Annotated in this window: 15 protein-coding genes; 7 read left to right on the top strand and 8 right to left on the bottom strand. The window is 62.3% G+C overall.

Features of this window, described 5'->3' with window-relative positions:
- The first annotated feature begins 5 nt into the window (after positions 1-5).
- The 3 genes from V1283_RS43615 (at position 6) to V1283_RS43605 (ending at position 2,651) form a co-directional block, all read left to right on the top strand.
- Complete coding sequence (locus V1283_RS43615; RefSeq protein ID WP_334392743.1) at positions 6-1,622, top strand: MDR family MFS transporter; 1,617 nt, start codon at positions 6-8, stop codon at positions 1,620-1,622.
- Between the two features lie 135 nt (positions 1,623-1,757).
- Positions 1,758-2,219 (top strand): carboxymuconolactone decarboxylase family protein, encoded by a 462-nt coding sequence (locus V1283_RS43610; protein ID WP_334392742.1) that lies wholly within the window; start codon positions 1,758-1,760, stop codon positions 2,217-2,219.
- A gap of 18 nt (positions 2,220-2,237) precedes the next feature.
- Positions 2,238-2,651, top strand: a complete 414-nt coding sequence (locus V1283_RS43605) for a cupin domain-containing protein (RefSeq protein WP_334392741.1) — start codon at positions 2,238-2,240, stop codon at positions 2,649-2,651.
- Between the two features lie 257 nt (positions 2,652-2,908).
- On the opposite strand, the gene V1283_RS43600 is transcribed toward V1283_RS43605, so the two are convergent.
- From V1283_RS43600 to V1283_RS43570, 7 genes are all read right to left on the bottom strand, one after another.
- Positions 2,909-3,766 carry a D-amino-acid transaminase gene (locus tag V1283_RS43600; protein WP_334392740.1) on the bottom strand — a complete coding sequence of 286 codons (858 nt, stop codon included), beginning with the start codon at positions 3,764-3,766 and terminating at the stop codon, positions 2,909-2,911.
- Positions 3,767-3,931: 165 nt separating this feature from the next.
- A complete protein-coding gene (locus tag V1283_RS43595; protein ID WP_334392739.1) occupies positions 3,932-4,663 on the bottom strand; it encodes an amino acid ABC transporter ATP-binding protein in 732 nt (243 codons plus the stop codon).
- A gap of 9 nt (positions 4,664-4,672) precedes the next feature.
- Positions 4,673-5,365 carry an amino acid ABC transporter permease gene (locus tag V1283_RS43590; protein ID WP_334392738.1) on the bottom strand — a complete coding sequence of 231 codons (693 nt, stop codon included), beginning with the start codon at positions 5,363-5,365 and terminating at the stop codon, positions 4,673-4,675.
- Between the two features lie 2 nt (positions 5,366-5,367).
- A complete protein-coding gene (locus V1283_RS43585) occupies positions 5,368-6,099 on the bottom strand; it encodes an amino acid ABC transporter permease (RefSeq protein ID WP_334392737.1) in 732 nt (243 codons plus the stop codon).
- 78 nt (positions 6,100-6,177) lie between these two features.
- Positions 6,178-7,089, bottom strand: a complete 912-nt coding sequence (locus V1283_RS43580) for an amino acid ABC transporter substrate-binding protein (RefSeq protein WP_334392736.1) — start codon at positions 7,087-7,089, stop codon at positions 6,178-6,180.
- Between the two features lie 206 nt (positions 7,090-7,295).
- Positions 7,296-8,174 (bottom strand): alpha/beta fold hydrolase, encoded by an 879-nt coding sequence (locus V1283_RS43575; protein WP_334392735.1) that lies wholly within the window; start codon positions 8,172-8,174, stop codon positions 7,296-7,298.
- Positions 8,171-8,587: a hypothetical protein gene (locus V1283_RS43570; RefSeq protein ID WP_334392734.1), complete on the bottom strand. Its 417-nt coding sequence runs from the start codon at positions 8,585-8,587 to the stop codon at positions 8,171-8,173. The genes V1283_RS43575 and V1283_RS43570 overlap by 4 nt, the downstream gene beginning before the upstream one ends.
- A gap of 344 nt (positions 8,588-8,931) precedes the next feature.
- On the opposite strand from V1283_RS43570, the gene V1283_RS43565 reads away from it, so the two are divergent.
- The 3 genes from V1283_RS43565 to V1283_RS43555 all read left to right on the top strand — a co-directional run bounded on the left by V1283_RS43565 (position 8,932) and on the right by V1283_RS43555 (position 12,093).
- Complete coding sequence (locus tag V1283_RS43565) at positions 8,932-9,903, top strand: Bug family tripartite tricarboxylate transporter substrate binding protein (RefSeq protein WP_334392733.1); 972 nt, start codon at positions 8,932-8,934, stop codon at positions 9,901-9,903.
- Positions 9,904-10,091: 188 nt separating this feature from the next.
- Positions 10,092-10,577, top strand: a complete 486-nt coding sequence (locus V1283_RS43560; RefSeq protein ID WP_334392732.1) for a tripartite tricarboxylate transporter TctB family protein — start codon at positions 10,092-10,094, stop codon at positions 10,575-10,577.
- Between the two features lie 7 nt (positions 10,578-10,584).
- Entirely contained in the window at positions 10,585-12,093 is a 1,509-nt protein-coding gene (locus tag V1283_RS43555; protein WP_334392731.1) for a tripartite tricarboxylate transporter permease, read from the top strand.
- Between the two features lie 96 nt (positions 12,094-12,189).
- Here the strand turns inward: V1283_RS43555 and V1283_RS43550 are convergent, their stop codons facing one another.
- The gene (locus V1283_RS43550; RefSeq protein ID WP_334392730.1) at positions 12,190-13,575 is read right to left on the bottom strand and encodes a M20 family metallopeptidase; all 1,386 of its coding nucleotides are present in this window, start codon (positions 13,573-13,575) and stop codon (positions 12,190-12,192) included.
- 186 nt (positions 13,576-13,761) lie between these two features.
- Between V1283_RS43550 and V1283_RS43545 the strand changes: the two genes are divergently transcribed.
- On the top strand, positions 13,762-15,150 hold the full coding sequence (locus tag V1283_RS43545; protein ID WP_334392729.1) for an LLM class flavin-dependent oxidoreductase: 1,389 nt from the start codon (positions 13,762-13,764) through the stop codon (positions 15,148-15,150).
- Positions 15,151-15,255: the final 105 nt, after the last annotated feature.

The raw sequence follows: 15,255 nt of genomic DNA, 5'->3' as shown, positions 1-15,255 counted from the left end.
CCGTGATGACCGCGCTGCAGCCTACCCTCAACGCCGCTTCCTCCGCCGACATCCCGCAAGCCAAGGGCGCCGCAGCGCAGGCCATCCCTGCCAAAACCTGGATCGCGGTGATCGGCGCGACGCTCGGCGCTTTCATGGCGGTGCTCAACATCCAGATCGTCAACGCCTCGCTTGCCGACATCCAGGGCGCGATCGGCGCCGGCATCGATGATGGCGGCTGGATCTCGACCTCCTATTTGATCGCCGAGATCGTGGTGATCCCGCTAAGCGCCTGGCTCGCCCAGGTGTTCTCGATCCGCAAATATCTCCTGACCAACGCCGTGCTGTTCCTGCTGCTTTCGGTGGCCTGTGCCTTTGCGCAGAATCTGCCGCAGATGATCGTATTGCGCGCGGTGCAGGGGTTTACCGGCGGCGTGCTGATCCCGATGGCGTTCACGCTGATCATCACGCTGCTGCCGAAGGCGAAGCAGCCGATCGGCCTTGCGCTATTTGCGCTCTCGGCGACCTTCGCGCCCGCGATCGGCCCGACCATCGGCGGCTATCTGACCGAGAACTGGGGCTGGGAGTACATCTTCTATGTTAATCTGGTGCCCGGCGCAGTCATGGTCGGCATGCTCTACTACGCGCTGGAAGCCAAGCCGATGAACCTGTCGCAGCTCGCGGAGGGCGACTGGGCGGGTATCGCCACCATGGCGATCGGGCTGTCGGCGCTGCAGACTGTGCTGGAAGAAGGCAACAAGGACGACTGGTTCGGCTCGCCCTTCATCGTCAAGCTGTCTGTCATCGCTGCGATTGCACTGACGGCCTTCGTCGTGATCGAGTTCACCGCGAAGAAGCCTCTGATCAATCTAAGCCTGCTGGCGCGCCGAAATTTCGGCTTCGGCCTGCTTGCCAATTTCCTGCTCGGCATCGCGCTCTATGGTTCGGTGTTCATCCTGCCGGTCTATCTGTCACGCATCCAGGGTTACAATGCCGAGCAGATCGGCATGGTGCTGGCCTGGACCGGGCTGCCGCAGCTCCTGCTGATCCCGCTGGTGCCGCGCCTGATGCAGCGCTTCGACGCACGCATCATCATCGGCATCGGCTTCGCCTTGTTCGCCGCCTCCAACTTCATGAACATCTGCATGACCAACGATTACGCCACCGACCAGCTGTTCTGGCCGAACATCGTCCGCGCGCTCGGCCAGGCGCTGGTGATGGCGCCGCTGTCGGCGGTCGCGACATCAGGCATCGAGCCGGAGAACGCCGGTTCGGCTTCCGGCCTGTTCAACATGACGCGCAATCTCGGCGGCGCCGTCGGCATCGCCCTGCTGCAGACCCTGTTGACCAAGCGCGAGCAATATCACTCCAACGTGCTGATGCAGTCGGTCTCCCTGCTGGAGCAGGCCACCCGCGTGCGGATCGAGCAGCTGACACAATATTTCGTGAACCACGGCGTCGTCGATCACGCCGAAGCCACTCACCGCGCCATCATCGCCATCGGAAAGATCGTGCAAAAACAGGCTTTCATCCTGGCTTTCAGCGACACCTTCTATCTGCTCGGCGCCGCGTTGATCGTCGCGCTGATCGCCGTGCTGTTGCTGAAGAAGCCGAATACGCTTGCCAGCGGCGGCGCTCACTAGAGCCTTTTCGGTTCTGATTGAATCAGAACCGGGCTCTAGATTCATTTTTTGACGCGTTTTCTTGACGCGAACCGGTGTCCACTTCGCTTGAAAACGCTCTAGGATTATCCACGTCAAACCAAGAGGAGAACGACCATGAAACCCCGCATGAACTACTATCAGGCTGCCCCCGACACCATCAAGGCACTCGTCGCGCTCGAGGAACAGATCCAGGCCTCCGGCCTCGAAAAATCGCTGATCGAGCTGGTCAAGACGCGCGCTTCGCAGATCAACGGCTGCGCCTTCTGCATCAACATGCACACCCAGGATGCCCGCAAGCAGGGCGAGACCGAACAGCGGCTTTACTTGCTGAACGCCTGGCACGAGTCACCGCTCTATACCGACCGCGAACGCGCCGCTTTGGCGTGGACCGAGGCATTGACGCTGATCGCCGAAACCCACGCGCCTGACAATCTCTACGAAGACGTGCGCGCCCACTTCTCGGAAGCCGAGACCGTCAACCTGACCATGCTGATCGGGGCGATCAATGCCTGGAACAGGCTCGCCATCGCCTTCCGCGCGGTGCATCCCGTGAAGGCCAAGGCTGCGGTGGCGTAAACAACAGGGGAGGACGCCATGACGCGATCGATTCACGGCATTGCGGCAACGGCCCTGCTCGCGCTGGTCGCGGGCGGCACGCCGGCCGCGCATGCCGAAGGCGACAAGGTGACGCCCGTGCGTTCGGAAAAGCTGCCGAACGTCCCCGGCAAGAGCGTGACCACCGTGCTGGTGAACTATGCCCCCGGCGGCAAGTCGGTCAGCCATCATCACGCCGGCAGCGTGATGGCCTATGTGCTGACGGGCCAGATCCGCTCGGAGAACTCCGCGACCGGACCGGCCAAGGTCTACAAGGCTGGCGAGGCGTTCTTCGAGCCGCCCGGCAGCGAGCATCTCGTCAGCGAGAATGCCAGCACGACGGAGCCGGCAAGCCTGCTCGCGATCTTCGTCGCCGATGATGGCGCGCAACTGACGACGTTCGAGAAGAAATGAGGAGTCGCGCGGTCGCTAAGAGCGCGCGCCACACTCTACCGAGTCATGCCCCGCCACCGGGTCTCGCCTTCGGCGAGCCCGATGACAGGCTCCGGCGGGGCATCCAGTACGCCGCGGCTTCTCGGTTCAAGCACGGACGTCTCTGGAATACTGAGTCGCCCGGTCCCGTCTACGCCAAGGCTTCGCCGGGGCTTTTCCGTTCTTGGCTCGCCGCAGCTTTAGCGGAGGCGGCGAGCCGGGCGACGACATCTTGGGGCTTACACCGCCGTCGCCTTGGCGAACTCGACATAGATCTCGCGCAGCCGGTTGGTCATCGGACCGGGCTTGCCGTCGGCAACCTTCTTGCCGTCGATCGACACCACCGCCTGCACGAAGACCGTGGCGCTGGTGATGAAAGCTTCCTTGGCCGCCAGCGCTTCCTCGACCGAAAACGCCCGCTCCTCGACACGGAGCTGGCGCTCTTCCGCCAAGGCGACCACCGCCTTGCGGGTGCAGCCCGGCAGGATCGCGCTGCCATTCTGCCGGGTCACGATGACGTCGTCCTGGGTCAGGATGAAGCATGACGACGAGCCGCCCTCGGTCACCTTGCCGTCCTCGATCATCCAGGCCTCGCCGGCGCCCGCCTCGGCCGCGGCCTGCTTTGCAAGTACCTGCGCCAACAGCGCCACGCTCTTGATGTCGCGCCGGGTCCAGCGAAGATCAGGCACCGTGATCACATTGATGCCGGTCTTGGCCGACGGTGCATTGACGATGTCCTTGGTCGAGGTGAACATGATCAGCGTCGGCTTGACGCCCTTGGGAAACGCAAAGTCGCGCCCGGTATCGGCGCCACGCGTCACTTCTAGATAGACCATGCCATTGACGAGATTGTTGCGCTTGACCAGCTCCTTCTGGATCTCCTCAATGCGCGCGATCGTTTCCGGCAGCGCCAGCTGGATCTCACCGACCGAACGCTCCAGCCGCGCCAGATGCGAGGCGTTGTCGATCAATTTGCCGTCCAGCACGGCGGCAACCTCATAGATGCCGTCGGCAAACAGGAATCCACGGTCGAGAACCGAGACCTTGGCGTCAGCCATGGGCACGAACGAACCATTGACGTAAGCGATTTGTTCCAAAGTAGAGTCTCCTGGAGGTAGCGAAGCCGGTGGCGGCATTCCTATACGCAAGTTGTTAACGTGGACAGCTTCAGACCGTCATTCCGGGGCGCCTCGAAGAGGCGAACCCGGAATCTCGAGATTCCGGGTTCGATGCTTCGCATCGCCCCGGAATGACGGCGGGCGTTAATGCGACAGAATCTTCGACAGGAATTTCTGCGCGCGCTCGCTGCGCGGACTGCCGAAGAAATCGGTTTTCAGCGCATCCTCGACGATCTCGCCCTTGTCCATGAAGATCACGCGATTGGCGACCTTGCTGGCAAAACCCATTTCGTGGGTGACGACCATCATCGTCATGCCCTCATGGGCAAGATCGACCATGACGTCGAGCACCTCGCTGATCATCTCGGGATCGAGCGCCGAGGTCGGCTCGTCGAACAGCATCGCGATCGGGTCCATCGCCAGTGCGCGCGCAATCGCCACGCGCTGCTGCTGCCCGCCGGACAGTTCGGCCGGGTATTTGTTCGCGTGCACCGTCAACCCGACGCGCTCGAGCAGTTTCTCGCCCTTGGCCATCGCTGCGTCGTGCGAGCGTCCCAGCACCTTCTCCTGCGCCAGGCACAGATTCTCGATGATCCGCAGATGCGGGAACAGCTCGAAATGCTGGAACACCATTCCGACGCGGGCGCGCAGCTTTGGCAAATCAGTCTTGGGATCGTTGACCTTGATGCCGTCGAGGATGACCTGGCCTTCCTGGAACGGCTCCAGCGCGTTGACGCATTTGATCAGCGTCGACTTGCCCGAGCCCGACGGGCCGCACACCACCACGACTTCGCCCTTGGCGACGCTGGTGGTGCAGTCCTTCAACACCTGGAATGTCGGTCCGTACCATTTATTGACGTGGCTGATTTCGATCATACGCCCTCGCTAGCGAACAATAGCAATGCGCGCCTGCAGGCGCCGGACGCCATAGGACGCGAAACAGGAAATCACGAAATAGACCGCGGCGGCGAACAGATACATCTCGACCAGCCGCCCGTCGCGCTGCGCCACCTTGCTGGCGGCGCCGAGGAAATCCGGGATCGACAGCACGTAGACCAGCGAAGTGTCCTGGAACAGCACGATGGTCTGCGTCAGCAGCACCGGCAGCATGTTGCGGAATGCCTGCGGCAGCACGATGTAGCGCATGGACTGAGCATAGGTCAGGCCAAGCGCGCTTGCCGCCGCGGGCTGTCCCCTTGAGATCGACTGGATGCCCGCGCGCATGATTTCGGAGAAATACGCCGCCTCGAACATGATGAAGGTGACAAGCGTAGAGGTGAACGCGCCGACGCGGATCGGCCGCGACGCGCCGGTCAACCATTGCCCGATATAGGGGACCAGGAAGTAGAACCAGAAGATCACCAGCACCAGCGGCAGCGAACGCATGAAGTCGACATAGAGCCCGGCGATGCGGCCGAGTAGCCTGTAGCTCGACAACCGCATCAGCGCGATCAGCGTGCCGAAAACCAGGCCACCCAGCGCAGCCAGCCCGGTCAGCATCAGCGTAAAGCTCATGCCGTCGAGGAACAGATAAGGCAGCGAGCGGCGGATGACGTCGAAATCGAGATTGCCGAACATCGTCATTTCCCCGTGATGTAGCCGGGGATCGCCAGGCTGCGTTCGAGGAAGCGCATGCCGGTGACGACGATGATGTTGATCGCGAGATACATCACGGTCGCGGCGGTGAAGGCCTCGAACACCTGGAACGAGAATTCCTGCATCGCGCGCGCCTGGCCGGTCAGCTCGATCAGGCCGATGGTGATCGCGACGGAAGTATTCTTCACGGTATTGAGGAATTCGGAAGTGAGCGGCGGCATGATGATGCGGAACGCCATCGGCAGCAGTATATAGCGATAGCCCTGCGCCGTGGTCAGGCCGAGCGCGGTCGCGGCATTCTTCTGCCCGCGCGGCAGCGAAGCGATACCTGCCGCCAGTTGCACGGCGACACGCGCCGACATGAACAACCCCACTCCGATCGCCGCCGTCCAGAATGGCGCATTGGGAAGCTGCTTCAGCCACAGCCCTGCGCCACGCGGCAGCAGTTCCGGCAACACGAAGAACCAGAGAAAGAGCTGCACCAATAGCGGCATGTTGCGGAAGAATTCGACGTAGCAAAAGCCGATCCAGGACGCCGTCTTCGACGGCAGGCTCCGCAGGATACCGACGATCGTCCCGAATATCAGTGCGATGACCCAGGCCAGCAGCGCCGTCTTGATGGTCAGCAGCAATCCCGACACCAGCATGTCGAGATAGGTGCCGGTCCCGGCCGGGTTCGGCTCGAAGAAGATGTGCCAATTCCAGTTATAGTTCACGGGCCCCTACCATCCACCGTGTCGCCACATACAGCACGCCCATGCAATGACCGGGCCATTGCATGGGCGTGGAAACGATTACTTGTACGAATCCGGATCCGGCGAGTCCGACGGCTTGGCGAACTCGTTCTTGAGTTCGGAGCTGATCGGAACGTTGAGATTCAGGTTCTTCGGCGGGATCTTCTGCGTGAACCACTTGTCGTAGATCTTCTGGCCTTCGCCGCCGGTGTAGAGCGCCGCGGTCGCGGCATCGACCACCTTCTTGAAGGCCGGATCGTCCTTGCGCAGCATGATGCCGTAGGGCTCGGGTTTGGAGAACGCGTCCTTGGAGAGCACATAATCATCCGGCGCTTTCGAGCCGGCGACCAGGCTCGCCAGCAGGATGTCGTCCATCACGAAGGCCACCGCGCGGTCGGTCTCGACCATCAGGAACGCTTCCGCATGATCCTTGGCCGGGATGATGTTGATGTTGAGGCTGCGCGCCGCGTTGGCTTCGGTGAGCTGCTTGATGTTGGTGGTGCCGGCGGTGGAGACCACCGACTTGCCCTTGAGGTCGTCGATCGAATTGATCTTGCCCGCCTTCTTGGTGACGTAGCGGCTCGCGGTCAGGAAGTGGGTGTTGGTGTAGGCGATCTGCTTCTGGCGCTCGGTGTTGTTCGTGGTCGAGCCGCATTCGAGATCGATGGTGCCGTTGGCGAGCAACGGAATGCGGGTCGACGACGTCACCGGATTGAGCTTGACCTCGAGCTTGTCGAGCTTGAGCTCCTTCTTCACGGCATCGACGATCTTGTAGCAGATGTCCATGGCGTAGCCGACCGGCTTCTGGTTGTCGTCGAGATAGGAGAACGGAATGGACGAATCGCGGAAGCCGAGCGTGATCGCGCCGGTCTCCTTGATGTTCTTCAGCGTCCCGGTGAGCTCCTGCGCCGTCGCCGGTCCGGCACAGAGCGTGACGGCGAGCAGATAGCCGATAGTCTGACGATGTTTCACGTAACTTCTCCTTTAAACGCTACAGATGATTGCTCATCGACCCAAACCTAGCGACTTGCCAGGTAGCTTACGAAGTAGTTTGCCGGATAGTTTCGCCGGCAAAATTCGAACCTGTCTTTTCATGACCGCTCTGGCGCGGCACTATACCTGCATAATTCGGACCAAAACATATCTGGTGGCCGCTGGCTATTCATACGATCGCTTGCCTACCGACGGCCGCTTCGGTCTGCACCCGTTTCGGCAGCCAGGACCTGGTCGAGGACCGGCGAAATGTAGCGACGAAACTGTTCGGGATTTTCACTCATCGGAAAATGGCCGAGCTGCTCCATGATGGTGACACTGGCGCCCCCGATAGCGGCAGCGGTCCGTTTAGTATCTTCCGGCGTGCAGGAGAAATCATACTCGCCGGTGAGCAAAAAGAGCGGGCATACTTTAGTATCGATCTTCTCCACTCGTCCCCGTAGATCGCCGTCGACCCGATAGAAATACAGGTCGCCCTTGAACACGCCCGGTCCGCCCTGCTTGTAAGCCCACAATGTCTCAATTCGGGAATTATCCGGGCTTTGCGGCGCAATCAGGCCGGATACCAGCGCGGCGCAGACTTCCCCGCCGTGGACGTCGGGCCGGTTCAACCATGACGTGTCGTACCACGGCGCCTGGAAGTCCGCGGCCTCCAATCCGATGAGGGCGCGGAATTCGGCGGCATGATCGATCGCGAGATTGAGAACGATGCGGCCGCCGATCGAGCAGCCCATCACCACCGGCCTGTCCAGCTTCAGCGCCTTGCAGAAGGCGCGGATCGTCTGCGTGTAGCGCGCGGTCGTGAGTTGATACTCTGTGCCATCCCAGCTTGCCGGCGGATTCGATTTGCCGTGCCAGGGCATGTCGAAGGCAATCATGCGGAAGTTCTTCGCAAACTCCTCGTCGGCAAGCAGATGCCGCCATTGCCTTCCATCGGAGCCGGCGGTGTGCAGGCAGACCAGCGGAATGCCCGTGCCGCTTTCCTCGAAATAGATGCGGTACATCTCGCCGTCGATGTCAACATGCACATAGCGACCGACGATCGGTTCTATCACGCCGTTCATGACACGGCCGTTGCGAAATGGCGGCGGGGCAGCGCCAGCACATCCTTGAAGTACTGCAGATGCGTCATGAATGGATGCAGGTCACCCTCCAGCACCGCCTCCCCGCGCTTGGTTAAGGCCAGCAGGTCATGGAAGCCCGGGCGCGGTGCGGGCTGCCAATACTCCGCCCACGCCGCAACCGAGGCGCGATAGGAAAATCGCCAGGACAGCATCAGGACCGGCGACGGTGTCAGGTCGACGATCCGCCCCTGCCGGATCGAGGCATGAAAGGCGCGGCTCGCGGGGCCGAGCAGGCAATCGCAATCGAGGAACCGGCCGCGCTGGATCAGCGCCGGCGTCTGGTCGAGTAGCGCAGCAATTCCGGCGAACGCCTCAATGACAGCGGCGTCGGTTGCGTTCGAAGCTGAAATCATGGGCTCCAGGCGGGGCTTCCTGCAATGCCGCCATCGGCAGGGAAAAGGAACCGGTTCTTCCGGCAGGAATATGATGGCAAGAACAACCTGATGTCGCAAGACACCGTGACCTTCAGCTTACCTTGATTATTGCTTCGGCTTGAGCCCCACCCGTCAAATTCCGTGCCTCGGGATGCCACAGTAGACCAATTGTCGCACTCGGCGTTTCCAGCCGATTGCAGCGGCCGCGGCGCTGGCCTCGGCGGGCTATAGGCTTTTCTTCTCAGGCGATTTCAGAGAAGATTGATCCCAGGAAAAAAATAAGCGCGCCTCCTCATCAATGAGGCCGCAGGGGAGTGTTTGAAATGTTTCGACGTAGCCGCTTGACGATCGCCGTCGCAGCCGTCGGCATGCTGATTTCAGCAGCCGCCGGCGCCCAGGAATATCCCACCAAGCCGATCACGCTGATCGTTCCGTGGCCGGCGGGCGGCTCCACCGACATCTCGATGCGGGCGATCGCCGAAAGCGCCTCAAAACTGCTCGGTCAGCCGATCGCCATCGATAACAAGGCCGGTGGCGGCGGCACGGTCGGCCCGGCCACCATGGCGGCTGCGGCCAAGCCGGATGGCTACACCATCGCGCAAATTCCGATCACCGTGTTCCGCCTGCCGCTGATGCAGGAGGTGTCGTGGAATCCGGACAAGGACTTCACCTACATCGTTCATCTCACCGGCTACACGTTCGGCGTCACCACCAGCGCCGAGTCGCGATTCAAGACCTGGCAGGACGTGATCGATTACGCCAAACAGAATCCCGGCAAGGTGACCTATGCGACACCGGGCGCCGGCACGTCGCTGCATATCGGCATGGAGCAGATCGCAGGCATGGCCGGCATCAAGCTGACGCAGGTGCCGTTCAAGGGTGGTGCGGAAACCAATGCCGCGGTGCTCGGCCAGCACACCATGCTGCAGGCGGACTCGACCGGCTGGCGGCCGTTGGTTGACGCCGGCAAGTTGCGTCTCCTGATGGTGTGGACCTCGGCCCGCTCGCCAAACTTCCCCGACGTGCCGACGCTGAAGGAGCTCGGCTATCCCATGGTCTATGACTCGCCATTCGGCCTCGCCGGCCCGAAGGGCATGGACCCGAAAATCGTCGCCAGGTTGCACGACGCCTTCAAGAAGGCGCTGGACGATCCCGCCGTGATTGCCACGCTCGCCAAATTCGACATGGTGCCGAACTACAAGAACACGGAAGACTACAAGAAGTTCGTCGTCGAAGTAACCGAATCCGAGCGCAAGGTGATCGACAGGCTCGGGCTGGCGAAGAAGACCAACTAAAGCCCCCGGAGCGCTGGCTACATCCTGCAGCCATCCCCCCGTCATTGCGAGGAGCGACAGCGACGAAGCAATCCACACTCTCCGCACGCTCGGCGACGATGGATTGCTTCGCTTCGCTCGCAATGACGGAATACAGACGCAAGCCCTAATCGTCACGATAAGACGGGCGACATCCGAAAGCATCACACATGAACAATGACACCAACGTCAAATTCCGCCCCAACAATTCCGAACTGTGGGGCGGTTTGATCGGGTTGGGGCTCGGCGGCTTCGTGATCTGGTCCGGGCTCAAGCTCAAGCTCGGCACCATCAACGATCCCGGCTCCGGGTTCGTGCTGTTCTACACCGGCATCCTGATGTGCCTGTTCGCCGCCTCGATCACCCTCGGGGCATTGACCGAGGGCGGACCGACCTTTGGCTCGCGCTGGGTGGACACGCGCTGGACCAAGCCGCTGCTGGTGATCGTCTGCCTCATCGCTTTTTCCTTCGCCCTCAACCCGCTCGGCTTTCTGCTGTCATCGATTCCGCTGATGCTGCTGCTGTTGCGCGTGGTCGACCCGGTGCGCTGGCCGCTGGCCGTTCCGATTGCAGTACTCGTTCCGCTCGGCATGTGGTGGGTTCTCAAACGCCTGCTCCTGATCCAGTTGCCCTCCGGCATCTTCGAAATCGGCTGATCGCACCATGGACACACTCATCAATGTCGCCCATGGCTTCGGCGTCGCCCTTCAACCCGTCAATCTGGTCTACTGCTTCATCGGCGTGTTCATCGGCACACTGGTCGGCGTGCTGCCGGGCATCGGCCCGATCTCGGCGATGTCGCTCTTGCTGCCGATCACGCTGTCGGGAACGCCGGAATCCGGCATCATCATGATGGCCGGCATCTATTACGGCTCGATGTATGGCGGCTCGACCACCTCTATCCTGGTCAACATTCCCGGCGAAGCCGCTTCCGTCGTCACCTGTATCGACGGTCACCAGATGGCCAAGCAGGGCCGTGCCGGACCTGCGCTCGGCATCTCCGCATTCGGCTCGTTCTTCGCCGGCACCTTCGCGCTGGTCGCGCTGATGCTGGTGGCGCCCAAGCTCGCCAGCGTCGCGATCGCGTTCGGACCGGCCGAATATTTCAGCCTGATGGTGCTCGGCCTTGTCGTCCTGACCTTCCTGACACAGGGCTCGATGGCAAAGGCGCTGTTGATGGCCTGCATCGGCGTCGTACTCGGCGTGGTCGGGCTCGACAGCATCACCGCGCAGCCGCGCCTGACTTTCGGCCGGGTGGAGCTGATCGACGGGATCGGCCTCGTCCCCGTGGTCATGGGCCTGTTCGGCATAGCCGAAGTGCTGCTCAACACGGAGCAGGTCATCAAACGCGACATCATCAACACGAAGATCACGCACCTGCTTCCAAGCAAAGAGGACTGGAAAGCCAGTGCCGGCCCGATGACGCGCGGAACGATCCTTGGGTTTTTCCTCGGCATCCTGCCCGGCGGCGGTGCGGTGATCTCGTCGTTCGCGTCCTATGCGCTGGAGAAGCGGCTGTCCAAGACACCGGAGCGCTTCGGCAACGGCGCGATCGAAGGCGTGGCGGGGCCCGAAGCCGCCAACAATGCCGCGGCCGGCGGCGCCTTCATTCCGCTCATGACGCTCGGCATTCCGCCGAATGTGGTGATGGCGCTGTTGCTCGGCGCTTTCGTCATTCACGGGCTGCAGCCCGGTCCGCTGATGATCACGCAGAACCCGGGACTGTTCTGGGGCATCGTTGCCAGCATGTATATCGGCAATCTGATGCTGCTGGTGCTCAATCTGCCGATGATCGGGATGTGGGTGCAGCTGCTGAAATTGCCCTACAACATCCTGTTCCCCTTGATCATCCTGTTCACCATCATCGGCGTCTATTGCTCCAGCAACAACGTGTTCGACGTCTACGTGATGATCGCATTCGGCATTATCGGCTATTTCATGCGCAAGCTCGGCTACGAGCCGGCGCCGCTGGTGCTGGCCTTCGTGCTGGGGCCGATGCTGGAGAACAATCTGCGCAAGTCGCTGATCCTGTCGCAAGGCGATCTGATGACCTTTGTCGAGCGGCCGATTTCGGCCGCCTGTCTCGCATTGGCGTTCATGCTTCTGATCGGCCCGCTGCTGCCGGCACTGCGCAAGAAGCGCGAGATGGTCGCACTGGATGAAGGGGCGTGAGCTCCCTCCTGTAGCCCGCATGAGCGTAGCGACATGCGGGGAAACTGTTCCCGGGTATCGCTGCGCTCACCCGGGCTACGACTTATCACCCAGTAGCTACAACGCCCGCTTCTTCTCGCCGAGATCCCAGAACAGCCCCGCCATGATCGCGAGCGCCTCTTCCGTCACCGGCAGAAGAATGTGTTCGTCCGGCGCGTGCTGCGAGCAGCCGGGATAGGAATGCGGCACCCAGATCGTCGGCAGCCCGAGTCCTTCGGCGAACACGTCATTGGGCAGCGAGCCGCCGAAATTCGGCAGGATCGCCGGCGCCTTGCCGGTGGTCTTCAGGATCGATTCCGCAGTCCAGTTCACCCACGGACTGTCGACATCGGTGCGCGAGGCCGCAAAACGCTGCGTGCCGCTGACCTCCACCATCGAAAAGCCGTTGCCATGCAAATGCGCGCGCACGGCGTCGATAACCTCTTCATATTTGGTCCCGACGACGAAGCGGAGCTGCAGCACGGCGTTGGCGCGTCCGGGAATGGCGTTGGCCGGCTTCTCGACATTGCCTGACGACATGGCCAGCACTTCCAGCGTATTCCACGCGAACAGCCGCTCTGCCGGCGTTAGTCCCTCCTCGCCCCAGTCCGCCGCCAGCGCCGGCTCGTCCGCGGTCGGCTCGATCTTCACGTCGGCGAGCGCCGCGCGGACGGCGTTCGATATCCGCGGCGGCTTGAGCGCATCGAGCTTCATCCGCCCCTTGCCGTCGACGAGGCTCGCGATGGCGTTGCAAAGAATCGTCGCGGGGTTGGCGAGCACGCCGCCCCAATTGCCCGAATGGTTTCCGCCCTCGCGCAGATTGACATCGAGATGGATGCGGTTGCCGCCGCGGCAGCCGAGGAAGATGGTAGGCCGGTCGGCAGAAAGCCGCGGTCCGTCGGATGCCAGGAACAGATCCGCCTTCAATTCCTCGCGATGGGATTCGCACACCTGCCGCAGGTCAGGCGAACCGATCTCCTCGCCGGTCTCGATGATGAATTTGGCGTTGAAGCCGAGCTTGCCGCCGCGGGTCTCGCGCACCGCGCGCAAGGCCGCGAGATTGATGCTGTGCTGGCCCTTGTTGTCGGCGGTGCCGCGGCCATAGACGCGTTCGCCTTTGGTCGTGGTTTTCCAGGGGTCGAGATTGTCGCGCCATTCGCCCTCCATGCCGTCGACGACATCGCCATGGCCATAGGTGAGCACGGTCGGCAGCGAGGCATCCTCGCGATAATCCGCCAGCAGGTACGGACCCCTGCCGCTCGGCGATTCGATCAGGCGGGTGGAGAAGTCGAGCGCGGCAAAGGCGGGCTGGAGATCGTCGACGAGATAGGCGCGCAACGCCTCGCCGCTGCCGGGATTCTGGCTTTCGGTCCGATAACCGACCCTGCGGCCGAGCTCGGCGAGAAACGCGCCGGAATTCAGATGCTCACGTACCCGCGCAATCGCGTCGGCTCTATCAGCCATATTTCTTTTCCTTGTTCGCCAATTTTGTGGAGCGCAACCTATCGGGATAATCCGCCCGCTGGAAGTGGCATGGCCTGCCGAATGAGGCCTTGCTAAAAGCGGCGAGGATGCAACAATTTCAGGCAACAGCCCGGCGTCTAACCGGGCGAACGCGCAGGGAACCCTGCACGCACCGAGGTTCGCGTCATGACAAAACAAATCCGGCTCAACGCCTTCGCCATGAACTGCGTGGCGCATCAATCGCCGGGGCTCTGGACCCATCCGCGCGACCGCACGCTGGGCTACAACCGCCTGCCTTATTGGCTCGATCTGGCAAGGGTGCTGGAGCGCGGCCGGTTCGACGGGCTGTTTCTCGCCGATGTGCTCGGCGTCTACGACGTGTTCGGCGATAGCCCGGACGCCGCGCTGCGCAACGCCGCGCAGACGCCGGCAAACGAGCCGCTGATGCTGATCCCGGCGATGGCGGCGGTGACGCAAAATCTCGGTTTTGGCGTCACCAGCAATCTCTCCTTCGAGCCGCCCTACCCGTTTGCCCGACGGATGTCGACGCTCGATCATTTGACCGAAGGCCGGGTCGGCTGGAACGTGGTGACCGGCTATCTCGACTCTGCCGCGCGCGGCGCCGGCAAGGACAAGCAGACCGCGCATGACGACCGCTACGAGATCGCGGATGAATATATGGAGCTGGTCTACAAGCTCTGGGAAGGAAGCTGGGAGGACGGCGCCGTGCTCCGCGACCGTGCGCGCGGCATTTTCGCCGATCCATCGAAGGTGCACCGCATTGAGCACGAGGGAAGCAACTACCGGCTCAATGCGATCCATCTGAGCGAGCCGTCGCCGCAGCGGACGCCAGTGCTGTATCAGGCCGGCACCTCGCCGCGCGGACGGCAATTCGCCGCCCAGCACGCCGAATGCGTGTTCATGTCGGGCCCGTCGGCCAAGATCATCGGCCCGCGCGTGGCGGCGATCCGCGCTCAAGCAAAGGAAATCGGGCGCAATCCGGCCGAGATCCTGATGTTCTCCATGATGACGATCATTCTCGGCGGCACCGAGGCCGAGGCCAAAGCAAAATACGCCGACTATCGCGCGCACATCGCGCCCGAGGGCGCGCTGGCGCTGATGTCGGGCTGGACCGGCGTCGATTTCTCGACCTACGACCTCGACCAGCAGGTGCGCCACGTCCAGAACGACGCCGGCCGAACCGCGCTTGATAACGTCACACGTGCCGATCCGGACCGGGTCTGGACCGTGCGCGAGGTCGTCGAGCATGTCGGCATCGGCGGCGCCGGCCCCGTCGTTGTCGGCACGCCCGAGAAGGTCGCCGACGATATCGAGGCCTGGTTCGAGCAGACCGATGTCGACGGCCTCAACGTCGCGTTCGCCACCTCGCCCGGCGATTTCGAGGACATCGCCGACATGCTGGTGCCTGAGCTGACGAAGCGGGGGCGGTACAAGAGCGAATATGTACCAGGGACGTTGCGCGAAAAACTGTTCGGTGCCGGGCGCGCGCGGTTAGCGGAAGGGCATCCGGGAGCAAGTTATCGGCCGCATGCAGCAGCAAGAGCCGCCGAATAACGATGCCAGACCTCATCCTGAGGAGCGCAAAGCGCGTCTCGAAGGATGAATGCCACCAGCGGGGCCGCATGGTTCGAGACGGCGCTCACGCGCCTCCTCACCATG

This window comes from Bradyrhizobium sp. AZCC 2262 (assembly GCF_036924535.1).
Taxonomy (GTDB): domain Bacteria; phylum Pseudomonadota; class Alphaproteobacteria; order Rhizobiales; family Xanthobacteraceae; genus Bradyrhizobium.
The sequence above is the reverse complement of the archived record's forward strand: the minus strand, read 5'-3'. Positions and strand labels throughout refer to the sequence as shown.

Bases quoted from the DNA above. Each gene is read 5' to 3' on its own strand.
- V1283_RS43545 (WP_334392729.1), top strand. From the start codon at position 13,762: ATGACAAAACAAATCCGGCTCAACGCCTTCGCCATGAACTGCGTGGCG.
- V1283_RS43605 (WP_334392741.1), top strand. From the start codon at position 2,238: ATGACGCGATCGATTCACGGCATTGCGGCAACGGCCCTGCTCGCGCTG.
- V1283_RS43555 (WP_334392731.1), top strand. From the start codon at position 10,585: ATGGACACACTCATCAATGTCGCCCATGGCTTCGGCGTCGCCCTTCAA.
- V1283_RS43550 (WP_334392730.1), bottom strand. From the start codon at position 13,575: ATGGCTGATAGAGCCGACGCGATTGCGCGGGTACGTGAGCATCTGAAT.
- V1283_RS43595 (WP_334392739.1), bottom strand. From the start codon at position 4,663: ATGATCGAAATCAGCCACGTCAATAAATGGTACGGACCGACATTCCAG.
- V1283_RS43590 (WP_334392738.1), bottom strand. From the start codon at position 5,365: ATGTTCGGCAATCTCGATTTCGACGTCATCCGCCGCTCGCTGCCTTAT.
- V1283_RS43570 (WP_334392734.1), bottom strand. From the start codon at position 8,587: ATGATTTCAGCTTCGAACGCAACCGACGCCGCTGTCATTGAGGCGTTC.
- V1283_RS43575 (WP_334392735.1), bottom strand. From the start codon at position 8,174: ATGAACGGCGTGATAGAACCGATCGTCGGTCGCTATGTGCATGTTGAC.
- V1283_RS43610 (WP_334392742.1), top strand. From the start codon at position 1,758: ATGAAACCCCGCATGAACTACTATCAGGCTGCCCCCGACACCATCAAG.
- V1283_RS43615 (WP_334392743.1), top strand. From the start codon at position 6: ATGACCGCGCTGCAGCCTACCCTCAACGCCGCTTCCTCCGCCGACATC.
- V1283_RS43560 (WP_334392732.1), top strand. From the start codon at position 10,092: ATGAACAATGACACCAACGTCAAATTCCGCCCCAACAATTCCGAACTG.
- V1283_RS43565 (WP_334392733.1), top strand. From the start codon at position 8,932: ATGTTTCGACGTAGCCGCTTGACGATCGCCGTCGCAGCCGTCGGCATG.